The sequence below is a fragment of the Burkholderia metallica genome, assembly GCF_902832845.1.
GTDB lineage: Bacteria > Pseudomonadota > Gammaproteobacteria > Burkholderiales > Burkholderiaceae > Burkholderia > Burkholderia metallica.
On record NZ_CADFDB010000005.1, the window covers coordinates 62,684 to 79,679 of the forward strand.

At 68.1% G+C, this 16,996-nt stretch carries 11 protein-coding genes; 9 read left to right on the top strand and 2 right to left on the bottom strand.

Features of this window, described 5'->3' with window-relative positions; all coding sequences use genetic code 11:
* Window positions 1-6: 6 nt before the first annotated feature.
* Complete coding sequence (gene argA / locus HWX08_RS15705; RefSeq protein WP_069257098.1) at window positions 7-1,386, bottom strand: amino-acid N-acetyltransferase; 1,380 nt, start codon at window positions 1,384-1,386, stop codon at window positions 7-9.
* A 23-nt stretch (window positions 1,387-1,409) separates the two neighbouring features.
* On the opposite strand from argA, the gene hrpA reads away from it, so the two are divergent.
* The 5 genes from hrpA (at window position 1,410) to HWX08_RS15730 (ending at window position 9,521) form a co-directional block, all read left to right on the top strand.
* Complete coding sequence (hrpA, locus tag HWX08_RS15710; protein ID WP_175807035.1) at window positions 1,410-5,618, top strand: ATP-dependent RNA helicase HrpA; 4,209 nt, start codon at window positions 1,410-1,412, stop codon at window positions 5,616-5,618.
* 171 nt (window positions 5,619-5,789) lie between these two features.
* Complete coding sequence (locus HWX08_RS15715) at window positions 5,790-6,779, top strand: YVTN family beta-propeller repeat protein (RefSeq protein WP_174921648.1); 990 nt, start codon at window positions 5,790-5,792, stop codon at window positions 6,777-6,779.
* Between the two features lie 16 nt (window positions 6,780-6,795).
* Window positions 6,796-7,770, top strand: coding sequence for a sterol desaturase family protein (locus HWX08_RS15720; protein WP_174921649.1), 975 nt, complete (start codon window positions 6,796-6,798; stop codon window positions 7,768-7,770).
* Window positions 7,771-7,881: 111 nt separating this feature from the next.
* Window positions 7,882-8,709, top strand: a complete 828-nt coding sequence (locus tag HWX08_RS15725; protein WP_069257094.1) for an EI24 domain-containing protein — start codon at window positions 7,882-7,884, stop codon at window positions 8,707-8,709.
* Window positions 8,706-9,521: a competence/damage-inducible protein A gene (locus tag HWX08_RS15730; RefSeq protein WP_174921650.1), complete on the top strand. Its 816-nt coding sequence runs from the start codon at window positions 8,706-8,708 to the stop codon at window positions 9,519-9,521. Before HWX08_RS15725 ends, HWX08_RS15730 begins: the two co-directional genes overlap by 4 nt.
* Before the next feature lie 115 nt (window positions 9,522-9,636).
* On the opposite strand, the gene HWX08_RS15735 is transcribed toward HWX08_RS15730, so the two are convergent.
* Window positions 9,637-10,101 carry a rhodanese-like domain-containing protein gene (locus HWX08_RS15735; protein WP_069257092.1) on the bottom strand — a complete coding sequence of 155 codons (465 nt, stop codon included), beginning with the start codon at window positions 10,099-10,101 and terminating at the stop codon, window positions 9,637-9,639.
* 406 nt (window positions 10,102-10,507) lie between these two features.
* Between HWX08_RS15735 and glnA the strand changes: the two genes are divergently transcribed.
* From glnA to HWX08_RS15755, 4 genes are all read left to right on the top strand, one after another.
* Window positions 10,508-11,923 (top strand): type I glutamate--ammonia ligase, encoded by a 1,416-nt coding sequence (gene glnA, locus HWX08_RS15740; protein WP_069257091.1) that lies wholly within the window; start codon window positions 10,508-10,510, stop codon window positions 11,921-11,923.
* A gap of 160 nt (window positions 11,924-12,083) precedes the next feature.
* The gene (gene glnL, locus HWX08_RS15745) at window positions 12,084-13,226 is read left to right on the top strand and encodes a nitrogen regulation protein NR(II) (RefSeq protein WP_069257090.1); all 1,143 of its coding nucleotides are present in this window, start codon (window positions 12,084-12,086) and stop codon (window positions 13,224-13,226) included.
* 46 nt (window positions 13,227-13,272) lie between these two features.
* Entirely contained in the window at window positions 13,273-14,784 is a 1,512-nt protein-coding gene (gene ntrC / locus HWX08_RS15750) for a nitrogen regulation protein NR(I) (RefSeq protein ID WP_107313969.1), read from the top strand.
* 89 nt (window positions 14,785-14,873) lie between these two features.
* Window positions 14,874-16,988 (top strand): prolyl oligopeptidase family serine peptidase, encoded by a 2,115-nt coding sequence (locus HWX08_RS15755; RefSeq protein WP_174921651.1) that lies wholly within the window; start codon window positions 14,874-14,876, stop codon window positions 16,986-16,988.
* Window positions 16,989-16,996 lie beyond the last annotated feature (8 nt).

Consider the following 16,996-nt stretch of genomic DNA (forward strand, 5'->3'; position numbering starts at 1 on the left):
CGGTGCTCAGAGCTGTTTCATCAGCACGAGCGACTTGCGCTGCCAGTTATAGAGTTTGCGGCGGTCTTCCGGCAGGTCGTCGACGCTGACCTTGACGAAGCCGCGCTTGAGGAACCAGTGCTCGGTGCGCGTCGTGAGCACGAAGATGTGCGTGAGGCCGCGCGCGCGGGCACGCTGTTCGATGCGCTTGAGCAGGCGTTCGCCGTCGCCCGAGCCCTGCGCTTCCGGTGCGACCGTCAGGCACGCCATCTCGCCGATCTTCTCCTGCTGGTACGGGTACAGCGCCGCGCAGCCGAACAGCACGCCATCGTGCTCGATCACCGAGAAGTGGTCGATGTCGCGTTCGATCTGGTGGCGGCCGCGGCGCACCAGCGTGCCGTCGGATTCGAGCGGCTCGATCAGCGACAGGATGCCGCCAACGTCGTCCGGCGTCGCTTCGCGCAGGCTTTCGAGGTTCTCGTACGAGATCATCGTGCCGACGCCGTCGTGCAGGAACAGTTCGAGCAGCATGCTGCCGTCGAGCGACTGCGGGATCAGGTGGGCACGGGTCACGCCGCCTCGGCACGCGCGGATCGCGTGCTTCAGGAAGAACGCGTCGTCGCCCTGCACGTTGCCGGAATCGAGCAGCTCGGCGGCTGCGTCGAGCGACATTTCGCGCACCAGCCCGCCTTCGTCGTCGACGATGCCGGGCGCTTCCGTCAGGAAGATGATCTTGTCGGCGCGCAGCGCGATCGCGGCGGCCGACGCGACGTCTTCCATCGACAGGTTGAACGCTTCGCCGGTCGGCGAGAACCCGAGCGGCGACAGCAGCACGAGCTTGCGGCTCGCGAGCGAATGACGGATCGATTCGGCGTCGATCTTGCGCACGATGCCCGTGTGCGCGAAATCGACCCCGTCGAGAATCCCCACCGGCCGTGCGGTCACGAAGTTGCCCGACACGACGCTGATGTGCGCGTGCGCCATCGGCGAGTTCGGCAGACCCTGGCTGATCGCGGCCTCGATGTCGAGACGCACTTCGCCGGCCGCTTCCTTCGCGGATTCGAGCGCGCGCGCATCGGTGATGCGCAGCCCGTGCGAAAACTCGGATTCGACACCATGCAGGCTCAGCTGCTCCTCGACCTGCGGGCGCGAGCCGTGCACGAGCACGATCTGGATGCCCATTGCCTGCAGCAGCGCGATGTCGGACACGAGCGCGTTCAGCAGCCCCTGCTGCACCACTTCGCCGCCGAACCCCACGACGAACGTGCTGTTGCGGAACTTGTGGATATAGGGGGCGACGGAACGCATCCAGTCGACGAACTGCGCGTGGCTGGCGGCCGAATCGTCGGCAGCCGGCGGCGTCGCGGCGCCGGTCTGGGCGGGAGGGAGGTCGGTTTGGGAATTCATGGGCGGGATTATAATGCGCCCCCATGTCGAATGTTTCTAAAAGTCCCGCGCCGACGCGGGCCAATACGCCGTCGGCCCGGCACCCGGAGGGTGCGGCCGATGCACGCGAGCAGCCGGGCCAGCCGCCTCGCCGGCAGCAGGACAAGCCGGCGGGCACGCCGGCACACGCGCCGCGCGGGCCGCGCGGCGACGAACGGCGCGGCGATGCGCGCCAGCCGGCCGCGAAGGGCGCGCCCCAAGCGGCGGCCGAGCGCGCGCCGCGCCGCGAGCGTCCCCCGCGCGCGGCCGTCGCGCCGAATCCCGTTCCGCCGATCACGTACCCCGAAAGCCTGCCCGTGTCGGGCAAGCGCGACGAAATCGCGCGCGCGATCGCCGGTCATCAGGTCGTCATCGTCTGCGGCGAAACCGGCTCGGGGAAGACCACGCAGCTGCCGAAGATCTGTCTCGATCTCGGCCGCGGCCTCGGCGCGGGCGGCACGGGCCTGATCGGCCATACGCAGCCGCGCCGGCTCGCCGCATCGTCGACCGGCCGCCGGATTGCCGAAGAACTCGGCACGCCGTTCGGCGAGGTGGTCGGCTACAAGGTGCGCTTCACCGACAATCTCGCGCCGGGCGCGTCCGTGAAACTGATGACGGACGGCATCCTGCTCGCCGAGACGCAGACCGACCCGCTGCTGAAGGCGTACGACACGCTGATCATCGACGAGGCGCACGAGCGCAGCCTGAACATCGACTTCCTGCTCGGCTACCTGAAGGAAATCCTGCCGCGGCGACCGGACCTGAAGCTGATCGTGACGTCCGCGACGATCGACGCCGATCGCTTCGCGCGCCATTTCGGCACGGACGAGCACCCGGCGCCCGTGATCGAGGTGAGCGGGCGGCTGTATCCGGTCGAAATGCGCTACCGGCCGGTGGCCGAGGATCGCCCGGCCGTGAAGCATGCCGAAGGCACGGGCGGCCGCGACCGCGTGAAGACCGCGCGCGAGGCCGAGCGCGACCTGATGGACGCAATCGTCGACGCCGTCGACGAGCTGTGCCGCGAAGGCCCCGGCGACGTGCTGGTGTTCCTGCCCGGCGAGCGCGAGATCCGCGAGGCGGCCGAGGCGCTGCGCAAGCACCATCCGCCGCACACCGAGATCCTGCCGCTGTTCGCGCGGCTCTCGGCAGCGGATCAGGACAAGGTGTTCAAGGCGTCGAACGCGCGCCGGATCGTGCTCGCGACCAACGTGGCCGAAACCTCGCTGACGGTGCCGGGCATCCGCTACGTCGTCGACACCGGGCTCGCGCGCGTGAAGCGCTATTCGTACCGGAACAAGGTCGAGCAGCTGCAGGTCGAGTCGATCTCGCAGGCGGCCGCGAACCAGCGCGCGGGCCGCTGCGGCCGCGTGGCCGACGGTATCTGCATCCGCTTGTACGAGGAAAGCGACTACCAGGCGCGCGCGCGCTTCACCGATCCGGAAATCCTGCGCTCGTCGCTCGCGTCGGTGATCCTGCGGATGAAGTCGCTGCACCTGACGGCGATCGAATCGTTCCCGTTCCTCGAACCGCCGCCCGGCCGCGCGATCGCGGACGGCTACCAGTTGCTGAACGAACTCGGCGCGGTCGACGACGACAACGCGCTGACGCCGCTCGGCCGCGAACTCGCGCGGCTGCCGCTCGACCCGCGTGTGGGCCGGATGATTCTTGCCGCGCGCGACCAGCAGTCGCTGCGCGAGGTGCTGATCATCGCGAGCGCGCTGTCCGTGCAGGACCCGCGCGACCGCCCGATCGACGCGCAGGAGCAGGCCGACCAGGCGCACCGCCGGTTCGCGGACGAGCGGTCCGAATTCCTGCAGTGGCTGAAGATCTGGGCGTGGTTCGAAGACGCCGTCGCGCACAAGAAGTCGAACCGCCAGCTCGTCGACGCGTGCCGGCAGAACTTCCTGTCGCACCTGCGGCTGCGCGAGTGGCGCGACGTTCATTCGCAACTGCTGACCGTCGTGCGCGAGCACGGCTGGCGGCTGAACGAAGCCGACGCGACCTACGAACAGGTGCATCTGGCCCTGTTGACCGGCCTGCTCGGCAACCTCGGCCTGAAGGCCGACGACGATCCGCATTATCTGGGCGCGCGCGGGATCAAGTTTTACCTGTGGCCGGGTTCCGTCCTCGCGAAGAAGGCCGGCCGCTGGGTGATGGCGGCCGAGCTCGTCGAGACGAGCCGGCTGTACGCGCGCTGCCTCGCGAAGATCGAGCCCGAATGGGTCGAGAAGGTCGGCGCGCACCTGTTGAAGAAGTCGTTGTCGGAGCCGCACTGGGAGAAGCGCCCCGCGCAGGTCAGCGCATACGAGCGCGCGACGCTGTACGGGCTGCCGATCTACCACCGCCGGCGCGTCGCGTTCGGCAAGCAGGATCCGGCCCGCGCGCGCGAGTTGTTCATCCGCGGCGCACTGGTCGAAGGCGAATTCGACACGAAGCTGCCGTTCTTCGCGCACAACCGCAAGCTGCTCGCCGACATCGAGCAGCTCGAACACAAGTCGCGACGCCAGGACGTGCTGGTCGACGACGAGCTGATCTACGCGTACTACGACCACGCGATTCCGGCGGGTATCCACACGGGCGCCGCGTTCGAGCGCTGGTACCGCGACGAGGTGAAGAAGGGCGGCCAGCCCGACGACAGGCAGCGCCTGCTGTACCTGTCGCGCGACGACCTGATGCGCCACGAGGCGGCCGGCGTGACGACCGAGCTGTTCCCGAAGCGCGCGACGATGGCCGGCGTCGAGATGGCGCTCACGTACCACTTCGAGCCCGGCACGCCCCGCGACGGTGTGACCCTCGCGGTGCCGCTGTACGCGCTGAACCAGGTCGACGCACGCCGCTGCGAGTGGCTCGTGCCCGGGATGCTGAAGGAAAAGGTGCAGTTGCTGCTGAAGTCGCTGCCGCAGAAGCTGCGCCGGCATTGCGTGCCGCTGCCCGAGTACGCGGCCGGCTTCGTCGAGCGGATGGGCCGCGAGCGCTTCGGCGCGGGCGGGCTCGTCGAGGCGCTGATCGCCGACGTGCGCGGCCAGACGCAGGTCGCGATGAAGACGGCCGATTTCAAGCTCGAGACGCTGCCCGCGCACCTGTTCATGAACTTCAAGGTGATCGACGAGCACGGCCGCCAGCTCGCGATGGGGCGCAATCTCGCGCAGCTTCGCCAGGAGCTGGGCGCGCAGGCGCAGCAGCAGTTCCAGAAGATCGCGGCGGCGTCGACGCTCGCGACGGGCGGCGACGCCGATGCGGGCCAGCCGGTCGGCCAGGCTCCGGGCGCGGCTGCCGCGACGGGTGCCGCCGGCCGCAACGCGAAGGCGGGCAAGGGCGCGGCGCCGCAGACGGCCGCGGCGGCGGAAGCCGGTGCAACCGCGCTGTACGAGAACCTGACGACGTGGAATTTCGGCAAGCTGCCCGAGCTGCTGGAGATCCGCCGGCGCGGCCAGATGCTGTACGGCTACCCGGCGCTCGTCGACCGCGGCACGCATTGCGACGTCGAGGTGTTCGATTCGCCGGAGGAAGCCGCGCGCATCCACCGGGCCGGCCTGCGGCGGCTGTTCGCGCTGCAGCTGAAGGAGCCGATCAAGTTCCTCGAGAAGAATCTGCCGGGGCTGCGCGAGATGGCGATGCAGTACATGTCGCTCGGCACGCAGGACGAGTTGCGCGACCAGCTGATCGACACGGCGCTCGACCGCGCATGCCTGCAGGACCCGCTGCCGGACGACGACGCGAGCTTCCACGCGCGCCGCGACGAGGGCAGGAGCCGCCTGAACCTGCTCGCGCAGGAAATCGCGCGGCTCGTCGGGCAGATCCTCGCCGAGTACGCGGGGCTCGTGAAGAAGCTCGCGCAGGCGAAGCCGTTCGCACAGGCCCACGCGGACCTGCAGCAGCAGCTCGCCGCGCTGGTCGGCAAGCGCTTCGTGATCGATACGCCCTACGCGCAACTGGCGCATTTTCCGCGCTACCTGAAGGGCATCGCGCTGCGGATCGACAAGCTGAAGGCCGATCCGGCGCGCGACGCGAAGCAGTCGGCCGACCTGCTGCCGCTTGTCCAGCAGTACCAGCGCGCGGTGTCGCAGCGCGGCGGCGTGGCCGATTCGCGGCTCGCGGAATTCCGCTGGCTGCTCGAGGAACTGCGGATTTCGCTGTTCGCGCAGGAACTGCGCACGCCGATGCCGGTCTCTGTCAAGCGGCTGCACAAGGTCTGGGAGTCGATGCAGCGCTAGCGCAACAGCGGTTTGCCGGGCCCGCACCGGCGGCCGGCCGCGCGGGGCCTGCCCGGCCGGCCGACAGCGCCGCCGCGGCACGCGTCGAAGCGGCGCAATGCCCCGCTACGGTCAACCGTCAGGCCCGGTTGAACGTTTTACAATGACGGTTGTTCCTCGACGTGAGTCTTCATGCGTACTTTCCTTTCCCTCGGCCGCACGCTCGCGCTGGCCGCCGCCGTACTGGCGCCCGCCGCACACGCGAATAACGTGATCGTCCTCAATTCGGCCGAAGCGACGCTTTCCCTGATCGACCAGCAGACCCGCGAGGTCGTCAGCACGATGCCGACCGGCAAGGAGCCGCATCACCTGATGGCGACGCCCGACAACACGTCGCTGATCGTCGCAAATTCGGTCTCGAACAGCCTGATGTTCCTCGATCCGAAGACGGGCAAGCTGCAGCGCACCGTCGAAGGGATTGACGATCCGTACCAGCTCGGCTTCTCGCCCGACCGCAAGTGGTTCGCGGCGGCCGGCCTGCGGCTCGACCGCGTCGACATCTACGGTTACGACGGCCGAGACCTGAAGCTCGTGAAGCGCGTGCCGCTCGCGGTGATGCCGAGCCATCTCGCGTTCACGAAGGACAGCAGGACGCTGCTCGTGTCGCTGCAGGTGTCCGGCGAGATCGCGGCGATCGACCTGCCGACGCAGACGGTCAAATGGAAGATGAAAGTCGGCAAGGTGCCGGCCGGCCTGTGGCTCACGCCGGACGACAAATACCTGCTCGTCGGGATGACCGGCGCGGATTACGTCGCGGTGGTCGACTGGCGCAACCAGAAGGTCGTCAAGCAGATCTACACGGGCAAGGGCGCGCACAACTTCCGCTCGCTCGCCGACGGCACGCACGTCGCGGTGACGAACCGCGTCGCGAACACGATCAGCATCATCGACGAGAACACGCTCACCAACGTCGGCGACATCACCGGCCTGCTGCCGGGCCCCGACGACATGGAGCTGTCCGCCGACAAGAAGACGCTGTGGGTGACGTTCCGCTTCGCGAAGAAGGTCGGGATCATCGACCTCGCGTCGCGCAAGCTGGTGCAGACGATCGCCGTGGGCCGTTCGCCGCACGGCATCTATTTCTACGACCGCGCGCCGTGGCGCGCTGCGAACGGCGCATGACGGGCGGGGGAGAGCGATGCTGCACCTGATCGATGCGTTCGTGTCGGACATCCAGACCTGGCTGTACGTCGACGTCGTGCAGCCGCTCCTCTTCAAGTTCAACCTGATGGACTATGACGAGGACACCTACGACGCGCTGTACTGGGTGATCGTCGGCGCGCTGCAGATGGTGCTGATGTTCGTGCTGCTGCGCCCGCTCGAGGCGCTGCTGCCCGTCGAGCGCTGGACGAACCGCCGGGCGGTGCGGGTCGACGTGATCTACACGGCCATCTCGAAGCTCGGCATCTACTCGCTGTTCTTCTTCTTCGCGCTGCAGCCGCTGTTCGACAACTTCCAGGCGTGGCTGCGCCTGCACGGCGTCGCGAACGTCAATCTCGACTACCTGTGGCCGGGCGTGACCTCGCAGCCGATCGTCGCGTTCGTGATCTATCTCGTCGTGCTCGATTTCGCCGGCTACTGGTATCACCGCTGGCAGCACAAGTTCGGCATCTGGTGGGAACTGCACGCGGTGCATCACAGCCAGCGCCAGATGTCGCTGTGGTGCGACGACCGCAACCACGTGCTCGACGACGTGATCCAGTCGTGCTTTTTCGCGGCGATCGCGCTCGTGATCGGCGTGACGCCGTCGCAGTTCGTCGTGCTGACCGCGTTCACCAACTTCATGCAGAGCATTCAGCACACGAATGCGCGGCTGTCGTTCGGCTGGCTCGGCGAGCGCCTGTTCGTGAGCCCGATCTTCCACCGGCGCCACCACGCGGTCGGCTACGGCCACGAAGGCACGAAGTACGGCTGCAACTTCGGCGTGCTGTTTCCGTGGTGGGACATGATGTTCGGCACCGCGTCGTGGAACCGCACGGTCGAGCCGACCGGCATCCGCGACCAGGTCGAGGGCGTGTCCTACGGCGACGGCTTCTGGGCGCAGCACGGCCTCGCGTTCGTGCGGATCTTCCGGCGCCTGTTTCCCGCCAAGCGCGGCGCGGCATCGGCCTGATCCGGCCATTCCCACGTTGAGCGGCTCTCCCACGCGGCCCGCATGCGCTTTGGCGCATGCGGGCCGCGTGGTTTATCCTTTCCCCGTTTTTCTCCGTCGATACAGGCTCGCATGAACGATTTGCTGCGTTCCTTCCTCCGGGCATTGGCGAGCGCACTGCATCCGCGCATGCTCTGGCTCACGCTGATGCCGTTTCTGGTCTCGGCCGTCCTGTGGGGCGCCGTGCTGTGGTTCTCGTGGCAGACGCTGCTGGATCTCGCCCGCGGCGCGCTCGACGGCTTCGTGCTGACGGCCGCGCTGTATCGCGCGTTCGATGCGATCGGCATGTCGCAGCTGCATGCGGTCGTCGCGCCGTTCGTGGTCGTGTCGCTCGCGATTCCGCTGATCGTGCTGACCGTGCTGCTGCTGATCGCGACGATCTCGATGCCGGTCGTGATCAAGCACCTGTCGAACCGGCAGTTCGCGGCGCTCGAACAGAAGCGCGGCGGCACGTTCTTCGGCAGCGTGTTCAATTCGCTCGGCGCGGCGCTCGTCGGCGTCGTCGCGCTCGTCGTCACCATTCCGCTGTGGCTGATTCCGCCGTTCTTCGCGCTGCTGCCGCCCGTGATCTGGGGCTGGCTCACGTACCGCGTGATGACCTACGACGCGCTCGCGCTGCATGCGAGCCGCGACGAGCGCCGCGCGCTCGTGCGGCAGCGCCGCTGGCCGCTGATCGGCATCGGCGTCGCGACGGGGCTGCTCGGCACGGTGCCGACCTTCGTGTGGGTCTCGTCGGTCTGGATGATGGTGCTGTTTCCGTTCGTCGCGGCGGCCATGATCTGGGTTTACGCTTTCATCCTCGTCTTCTCGGCGCTGTGGTTCGGGCATTACTGCCTGCGCGCGCTGGAGGACCTGCGTGCGGGTTCGCGCGCCACCGCAATCGACATGGGGCAGGCATGAGCATCGGCATCATCATCATCGGCGACGAAATCCTTTCGGGCCGCCGGCAGGACAAGCATCTGGCGAAGGTCATCGAGCTGCTCGGCGCGCGCGGCCTCGCGCTCGACTGGGCCGAATACGTCGGTGACGATCCGGCGCGCATCACGGCCACCCTCGCGCGCGCGATTGCGTCGGGCGACATCGTGTTCTCGACGGGTGGCATCGGTGCGACGCCGGACGACCACACGCGCCAGTGCGCGGCCGCCGCGCTCGGTGTGCCGCTCGAGCTGCATCCGGACGCGAAGGTGCTGATTTCCGAGCGCATCCGTGAAACGCACACGGATCCGGCCACGCCGGTCGATTTCGATTCGCCGGAGAACCGGCACCGCTTCAACATGGGCGTGTTCCCGGCGGGCGCGACGATCATCCCGAACGGCTACAACAGGATTCCCGGTTTCTCGGTCGGCGACCTGCACTTCGTGCCGGGCTTCCCGGTGATGGCATGGCCGATGATCGAATGGGTGCTCGATACGAAGTACGCGCACCTGCATCATGCGACCCCGCATGCGGAGCGCTCGCTGTACGTGTTCGAACTGCCGGAATCGACGCTCACGCCGCTGATGGAGCGCATCGAGCGCGACTTCCCGGGCGTGCGCGTGTTCAGCCTGCCGAGCGTGGGCGATGCGGAGCGCGGCGGGATCTACGCGCGCCGTCACATCGACCTCGGCGTGAAGGGCGAGCCGGAAGCGGTTGCCGCCGCGTTCGTGAAACTGCGCGAAGGCGTGCATCTGCTCGGCGGCGACGTCGTCGAGCCCGACACGCCGCGCGCGTAAGCGGCCGGCCAGCCGGCCGCACCCAGGCCACGGACCGCGCAACGCGGCCCGTCATCGGCATGTCATCGCCCGGTTCGACGATGGGGTTGTCGTCACAGGCGGGAGCAGCGTGCCGTCAGGCGCCGATCCACGGCAGTTTCCGGAAGCACCAGCCGTCGACCGTCTTGCGGTGACCTTCGGCGTCCTTCGCGCCCTCGAAGCCTTCGAGCAGGTCGAACGCCTTCGTGAAGCCGGCCTGCGCGGACGCGACCGCGGCGAGCTTCGAGCGCGCGGCGCTGCGGCACAGGAACAGGATCGGCGTATCGGCCGGGAGGGCCGCCTTCAGTTCGTCGACGAATGCGGCGTTCGGCACGCCGCCCGGGTAGCGCGTCCATTCGACGTGCAGGTACTGGCCGTCGCCGACGAGCGGACGGCCGATCCAGTCGAGTTCGGCGCGGGTACGCACGTCGACGAGGCGCGCCGACGGGTCGAGCTGCAGCAGTTCGAATGCCTCGACCGGCAGCAGTGCGCCGGCGTAGTTGAGCGCGCCTTGTGCGCGGCGTTCGTCGGCCTTTGCGTAAAGCTGGTCGAGCGTACTCATGGCAGGGAGTCTCCGTATCGGTCAAACGAACATTCTAGCGCGGCGGTGCGGCCCGGACGCCCGCATGCGGTACGGTGCACGCGCGGCCCACGCGTTCACCAAAAGCGTGCAGAATGACGCGAATGCACCAGAATGATTCGGATGGCGACGCGAGTGGCGAGGATTGCACCATCGCGGTGCTTTCGATGAGAAGCCGGTGCGGCGCGAAGCCCCGGAATCGCGCAGCCCGGCCCCGTCGTGGCGAGCTCTGGCGCGATTTGCGCGCAGCGTTCGCACAGGTGGCACGGAAGCTGCTTTATAGAATTCGGTCGAATCGGGGCGCGCTGCGCCAAAGCAAGACCCCGGTCAGCTCGATAAACGAGGCGGTTCCCAGTCCGCCGGAATTGTTCAATCAGGAGAAGAGGTTATGAGTAAAACCGTCGCCGACGTCATGCAGCTCGTGAAGGACGAGGACGTCAAGTTTGTCGATTTCCGCTTCACGGATACGCGCGGCAAGGAACAGCACGTGTCGGTGCCGGTTTCGGCGTTTGACGAAGACAAGTTCGAAAGCGGCCATGCATTCGACGGCTCGTCGATCGCGGGCTGGAAGGGCATCGAGGCGTCGGACATGCTGCTCATGCCGGACCCGAGCGCGGCCTTCGTCGACCCGTTCTACGAAGAGTCGACCCTCGTGCTGACCTGCGACGTGGTCGAGCCGGCCGACGGCAAGGGCTACGAGCGCGATCCGCGTTCGCTCGCGAAGCGCGGCGAAGCGTACCTGAAGAGCACGGGCATCGGCGACACGGCCTTCTTCGGTCCGGAACCGGAATTCTTCATTTTCGACTCGGTCCAGTGGAACACGGACATGTCGGGCTGCTTCGTGAAGATCAACTCGGAAGAAGCGCCGTGGTCGTCGTCCAAGGAATTCGAAGGCGGCAACACGGGCCACCGTCCGGGCACGAAGGGCGGCTACTTCCCGGTCGCGCCGGTCGACACGTTCCAGGACATGCGTTCGGAAATGTGCCTGCTGCTCGAACAGCTCGGCATCCCGGTCGAAGTGCACCACCACGAAGTGGCGGGCCAGGGGCAGAACGAAATCGGCACGAAGTTCTCGACGCTGGTTCAGCGCGCCGACTGGACGCAATGGTCGAAGTACATTATCCACAACGTCGCGCACTCGTACGGCAAGACGGCGACGTTCATGCCGAAGCCGGTCGTCGGCGACAACGGTTCGGGCATGCACGTTCACCAGTCGATCTGGAAGGACGGCCAGAACCTGTTCGCGGGCAACGGCTACGCCGGCCTGTCGGAACTCGCGCTGTTCTACATCGGCGGCATCATCAAGCACGCCCGTGCACTGAACGCGATCACGAACCCGACGACGAACTCGTACAAGCGTCTGGTCCCGCACTTCGAAGCACCGGTCAAGCTCGCCTACTCGGCACGCAACCGCTCGGCATCGATCCGCATTCCGCACGTGTCGAACCCGAAGGGCCGCCGTATCGAAACGCGCTTCCCGGACCCGATGGCGAACCCGTACCTGTGCTTCACCGCGCTGATGATGGCCGGCCTCGACGGGATCCAGAACAAGATCCATCCGGGCGAAGCAGCGGACAAGAACCTGTACGACCTGCCGCCGGAAGAAGATGCAAAGATCCCGACCGTGTGCGCGGGCCTCGACCAGGCACTCGAAGCGCTCGACAAGGATCGCGAGTTCCTGACGCGCGGCGGCGTGTTCACCGACGGCATGATCGACGCGTACCTCGCGCTGAAGGAGCAGGAGCTGGCGAAGTTCCGCATGACGACGCACCCGATCGAGTTCGAGATGTACTACTCGCTCTAATCGGCGATGGCGCTTCGATTCAGCGCCGTCATGCCGGTTCGTTCCCGTCGCGCGGCCTGCGGCGGGAACGGCGGAGTCTGAAAGGGGCGGCGTCCAGCCGTCCCTTTTTTGTTCCGGCGATTTTCCTTTTCTGGCCCGTTGAGGCGCGACAGGCACGCAGATGGTTCTGAAGAATCTGATCAAGGCGAAAGCGGGGCAGCCCGAGCGACTGACGGACGACGAGCGGCTCGCGCGTTCGGGCCTGCTGGCGGGGCTCGAAGCACTGCCGACGGTCGTCATCGTGCTCGACCGCAAGACGCTGCGGATCGCGTTCGCGAACCCGTCCGCGGAGGCGATGCTCGACATCTCGCGCCGGCAGCTCGCGCAGCGGCCGTGGGGCGAGATCTTTCCGAACGCGAACGAGCTCGCGTCGACGATCACCGCGATCGGCGAGGAACGCTTTCACGCGACGCATCTCGATACCGTGCTCGACCGGCCCGGCCGCGAACCGCTGCACGTGCACGCGATCGTCGGCTTCCTCGAGACCGCGCCCGATTTCGTGCTCGTCGAGCTGTTCGAGAACGAGCGGCAGTCGCGCACCGACCGGGAAGAGCGCATCCACGACCTGACCGCGGTCAACAAGCAGCTGATCCGCAACCTCGCGCACGAGATCAAGAACCCGCTCGGCGGCATTCGCGGCGCGGCCCAGCTGCTCGAATTCGAACTCGGCGAGCGCGAGCGCGGCGAGTTGCGCGAATACACGCAGGTGATCATCAAGGAGTCCGACCGACTGCAGACGCTCGTCGACCGGTTGCTGGAGCCGCACAGGCATCCGCACATCGTCGGCGACGTGAACATTCATGAAGTATGCGAACGCGTGCGCGCGGTGATGCTCGCGGAATTCCCGCGCGGGCTCACGATCGAGCGCGACTACGACGTGAGCGTGCCGGACCTGCGCGGCGACAAGGAGCAACTGATCCAGGCGCTGCTCAACATCGTGCGCAATGCCGCGCAGGCGCTGCGCGAACGGATCGCGCAGGGCGACGCGAAGATCGAGCTGCGCACGCGCATCGCGCGCAAGGTGACGATCGCGAAGCGCCTGTACCGGCTGGCACTGGACTTGCACGTGATCGACAACGGGCCCGGCATTCCGGAAGAGATCCGCGACCGGATCTTCTACCCGCTCGTGTCCGGGCGCGACGACGGCAGCGGCCTCGGCCTCACGCTCGCGCAGACGTTCGTGCAGCAGCACGACGGGATGATCGAGGTCGAAAGCCGGCCCGGACGTACCGAATTTCAGATCCTGCTGCCGCTCGATCACTGAGCGGCGGCATGGCGATTCACCGGATTTACCCATACCTGACCGACCTATGAAGCCGATCTGGATAGTAGACGACGACCAATCGATCCGCTGGGTGCTCGAAAAGGCGCTCGCCCGCGACAGTTTCGCGACGAAGAGTTTCGCGAACGTGCGTGACGCGCTGGCCGCGCTCGACCACGAGACACCGCAGGTGCTCGTATCCGACATCCGGATGCCGGGCGGCTCGGGCCTCGAGTTGCTGCAGGCGATGCACGAGCGGCTGCCGGGCCTGCCCGTCATCATCATGACGGCGTTCTCCGATCTCGACAGCGCCGTCGCGGCGTTCCAGGGCGGCGCGTTCGAATATCTCGCGAAGCCGTTCGACGTCGACAAGGCGGTCGAACTGATCCGCCGCGCGGTCGAGGAAAGCCTGCGCGGCGGCGCGCCGCAGGACGAGCGCGTGGCCGAGGCGCCCGAGATGCTCGGCCAGGCGCCCGCGATGCAGGACATGTTCCGCGCGATCGGCCGCCTGTCGCACTCGGCCGCGACCGTGCTGATCACCGGCGAATCGGGCACCGGCAAGGAGCTCGTCGCGCGTGCGCTGCACCGTCACAGCCCGCGGGCGAACGGGCCGTTCATCGCGCTGAACACCGCGGCGATTCCGAAGGACCTGCTCGAATCCGAGCTGTTCGGCCATGAGCGCGGCGCATTCACCGGCGCGCAGACCACGCGGCAGGGCCGCTTCGAGCAGGCCGAGAACGGCACGCTGTTCCTCGACGAAATCGGCGACATGCCGTTCGACCTGCAGACGCGCCTGTTGCGCGTGCTGTCGGACGGGCAGTTCTACCGGGTCGGCGGACACAACCCGCTGCGCGCGAACGTGCGCGTGATCGCCGCGACGCACCAGAATCTCGAATCGCGCGTGCGGCAGGGGCTGTTCCGCGAGGACCTTTACCACCGCCTGAACGTGATCCGGCTGCGCCTGCCGCCGCTGCGCGAACGCAGCGAGGACATCGCGCTGCTCACGCGCCACTTCCTGCAGAAGAGCGCGCGCGATCTCGGCGTCGAGCCGAAGCGCGTGTCCGACGAAGCGCTCGCGTACCTCACGTCGCTGCAGTTTCCCGGCAACGTGCGCCAGCTCGAGAACCTCGCGAACTGGCTGACCGTGATGGCGCCCGCGCAGACGGTCGAGATCAAGGACCTGCCGCCCGACCTCGTGCCGTCCGGCGCGCCGGTCGCCGCGACGGGCGACGGGGCGGACCTGCACGGCAGCGGGACGGCGCTCGCGCAACCGGCGACCGGCGTGGCGCCGGTTGCGGCCTTGCCCGTCGCGGCCGCGCCGAACGGCAGCGCGCCGGCCGGCTATCCGCTGTGGGAGCACGGCCTGCGCACCGAGGTGGCACGCCTGTTGCGCGAGAACTCGTCCGACGTGATGGACGAACTCGCACGCCGCTTCGAGGCGGCCGTGATCCGCGAGGCGCTCGACTTCACGCGCGGGCGCAAGGTCGAGGCCGCGGAGCGACTCGGCATCGGCCGCAACACGATCACGCGCAAGATCCAGGAGCTCCATCTGGAGCCCTGAGCACGATTCGCGGCATGCGCACGCTTCGCGCATGCCGCGATCGGACATAATCGCGGTTTGCACGCCGTTTGCCATTCCGCCCATCCGCAATGTCCGATTCCTTCCGCTGGCCCGCCGGGGCCGACCCGTTCCGTTTCCTCGAAGCGCTCGACAGCAAGCGCGCCCGCGCGTGGGTCGACGAGCAGAATGCGCGCACGCGCGCCGCGCTGCGCGACGACGACGCGTATCGCGCGCTGACGGCGCGCCTCGCGAAAGCGTACCTGCCGCGCGAACGCCCGGTGATTCCCACCCGCTGGCGCGACTGGGCCTACGACCTGTGGCAGGACGATCTCCATCCGAAGGGGCTGTGGCGCCGCGCGCGCTGGGACGACTGGCGCGCGGGACAACCGGCGTGGGAAACGCTGCTCGACGTCGACGCGCTCGGCGCGCAGGAGGGCGAATCGTGGGTGTTCGAGCAGGACGCGATCCTGTATCCGGACGGCGATCGCGCGCTGCTGTCGCTGTCGCCGGGCGGCGCCGACGCGGTCGTCGTGCGCGAATTCGATCTCGTCGAACGCCGTTTCGTCGACGGCGGCTTCACGATCGACGAGCCGGGTCATCACACGGTCGGCTGGATCGATCGCGATACCGTCTACGTGAGCTGGGATCGCGGCGAAGCGCACGCGACCGCGGCCGGCTATCCGTATGAAGCGCGGCGCTGGGTGCGCGGCACGGCGCTCGCCGATGCGCCCGTCGTCTTTAGCGGCGAACCCGACGACATCAGCGCGGGCGCCGGTTTCGATCCGGTCGACAAGCGTCACGTCGCATGGCGCAGCGTCGATTTCTTCGACGCGCATGCATACCGCCTGACGGACGCGGGCGAGTGGGCGCGCTACGACGTGCCGACCCACGTCGAGGTCGGGTTCTGGGAAGGCTGGCTCGTGCTGGAGCCGCGCCTCGACTGGGAGTGCGACGGGGTGCGCCATGCGGGCGGCTCGCTGCTCGCGATTCGCGAGCAGGCGTTCCTCGCCGGGTCGCGCGCATTCACGACGCTGTTCGCGCCGCAGCCGTCGACGTCCGCGTGCACGTGGACCCACACACGCACGACGCTGATCGCGAGCTGGCTCGACGACGTGCACAACCGCACGATGCTGTGGCAGCCGCGACAGGCCGACGACGGCACGTGGACGTGGGACGCGCGGCCGTTCGAGTGGCCGGGGCCGGCCGATGCGCAAATCGATATCGAGCCCGTCGAGCCGACGCTGAACGACGAGATCTACGTGGACGTCGACACGTATCTCGATCCGCCCGAATGCTGGCTCGCCGATCTTGCGGATCACGCGGACGATGCGCGGTCGCGCCGCGTGCTGCTCGACCGGCCGCCGGTGCAGTTCGACGCGGCCGGGCTCGTCGTGCGCCGCGCGAGCGCGCGCTCGCGGGACGGCACGATGGTGCCGTACACGCTGATCGGGCCGCGCGACGCACTCGACGTACCGGAAGGCGGCGCGCGTGTCGCGCGGCCGTGCCTGCTGTCGGGCTATGGCGGTTTTGCGATCCCGAACCTGCCGGGCTACAGCGATGCGTTCGGTATCGGCTGGCTCGAGCGCGGCGGCGTGATGGCGTTCGCGCACATCCGCGGCGGCGGCGAGTTCGGGCCGCGCTGGCACGTCGATGCGCAGCGCGAACATCGTCAGCGTTCATTCGACGATTTCATCGCGGTGGCCGAGGATCTGGTCGCGACCGGTGTGACGAGCGCCGCGCAGCTCGGCATCGAGGGCGGCAGCAACGGCGGGCTGCTGGTCGCCGCGTGCATGGTGCAGCGGCCGGCGCTGTTCGGCGCGGTGCTCTGTCGCGTGCCGCTGCTCGACATGCGGCGCTATCCGAAGCTGCACGCGGGCGCCGCATGGCTCGACGAATACGGCGACCCGGACGATCCGCGCGAAGGCGCGGCGCTGGCCGCGTACTCGCCGTATCACCAGGTGCGCGAAGGCGTCGCGTATCCGCCGCTGCTGCTGACTACCTCGACGCGCGACGACCGCGTGCATCCCGCGCACGCGCGCAAGATGGCCGCGCGCATGCATGCGCTCGGTCACGAACGGGTGTGGTACTGGGAGAATACCGACGGCGGCCACGGCAGCGCCGACGATCTGGAACGCGCGCAAGCCGATGCGGCCGAATTCGGGTTCCTGTGGGCCCATCTCGGGCCGGCGCCCGCGCGGCGCTGAATGCGCGC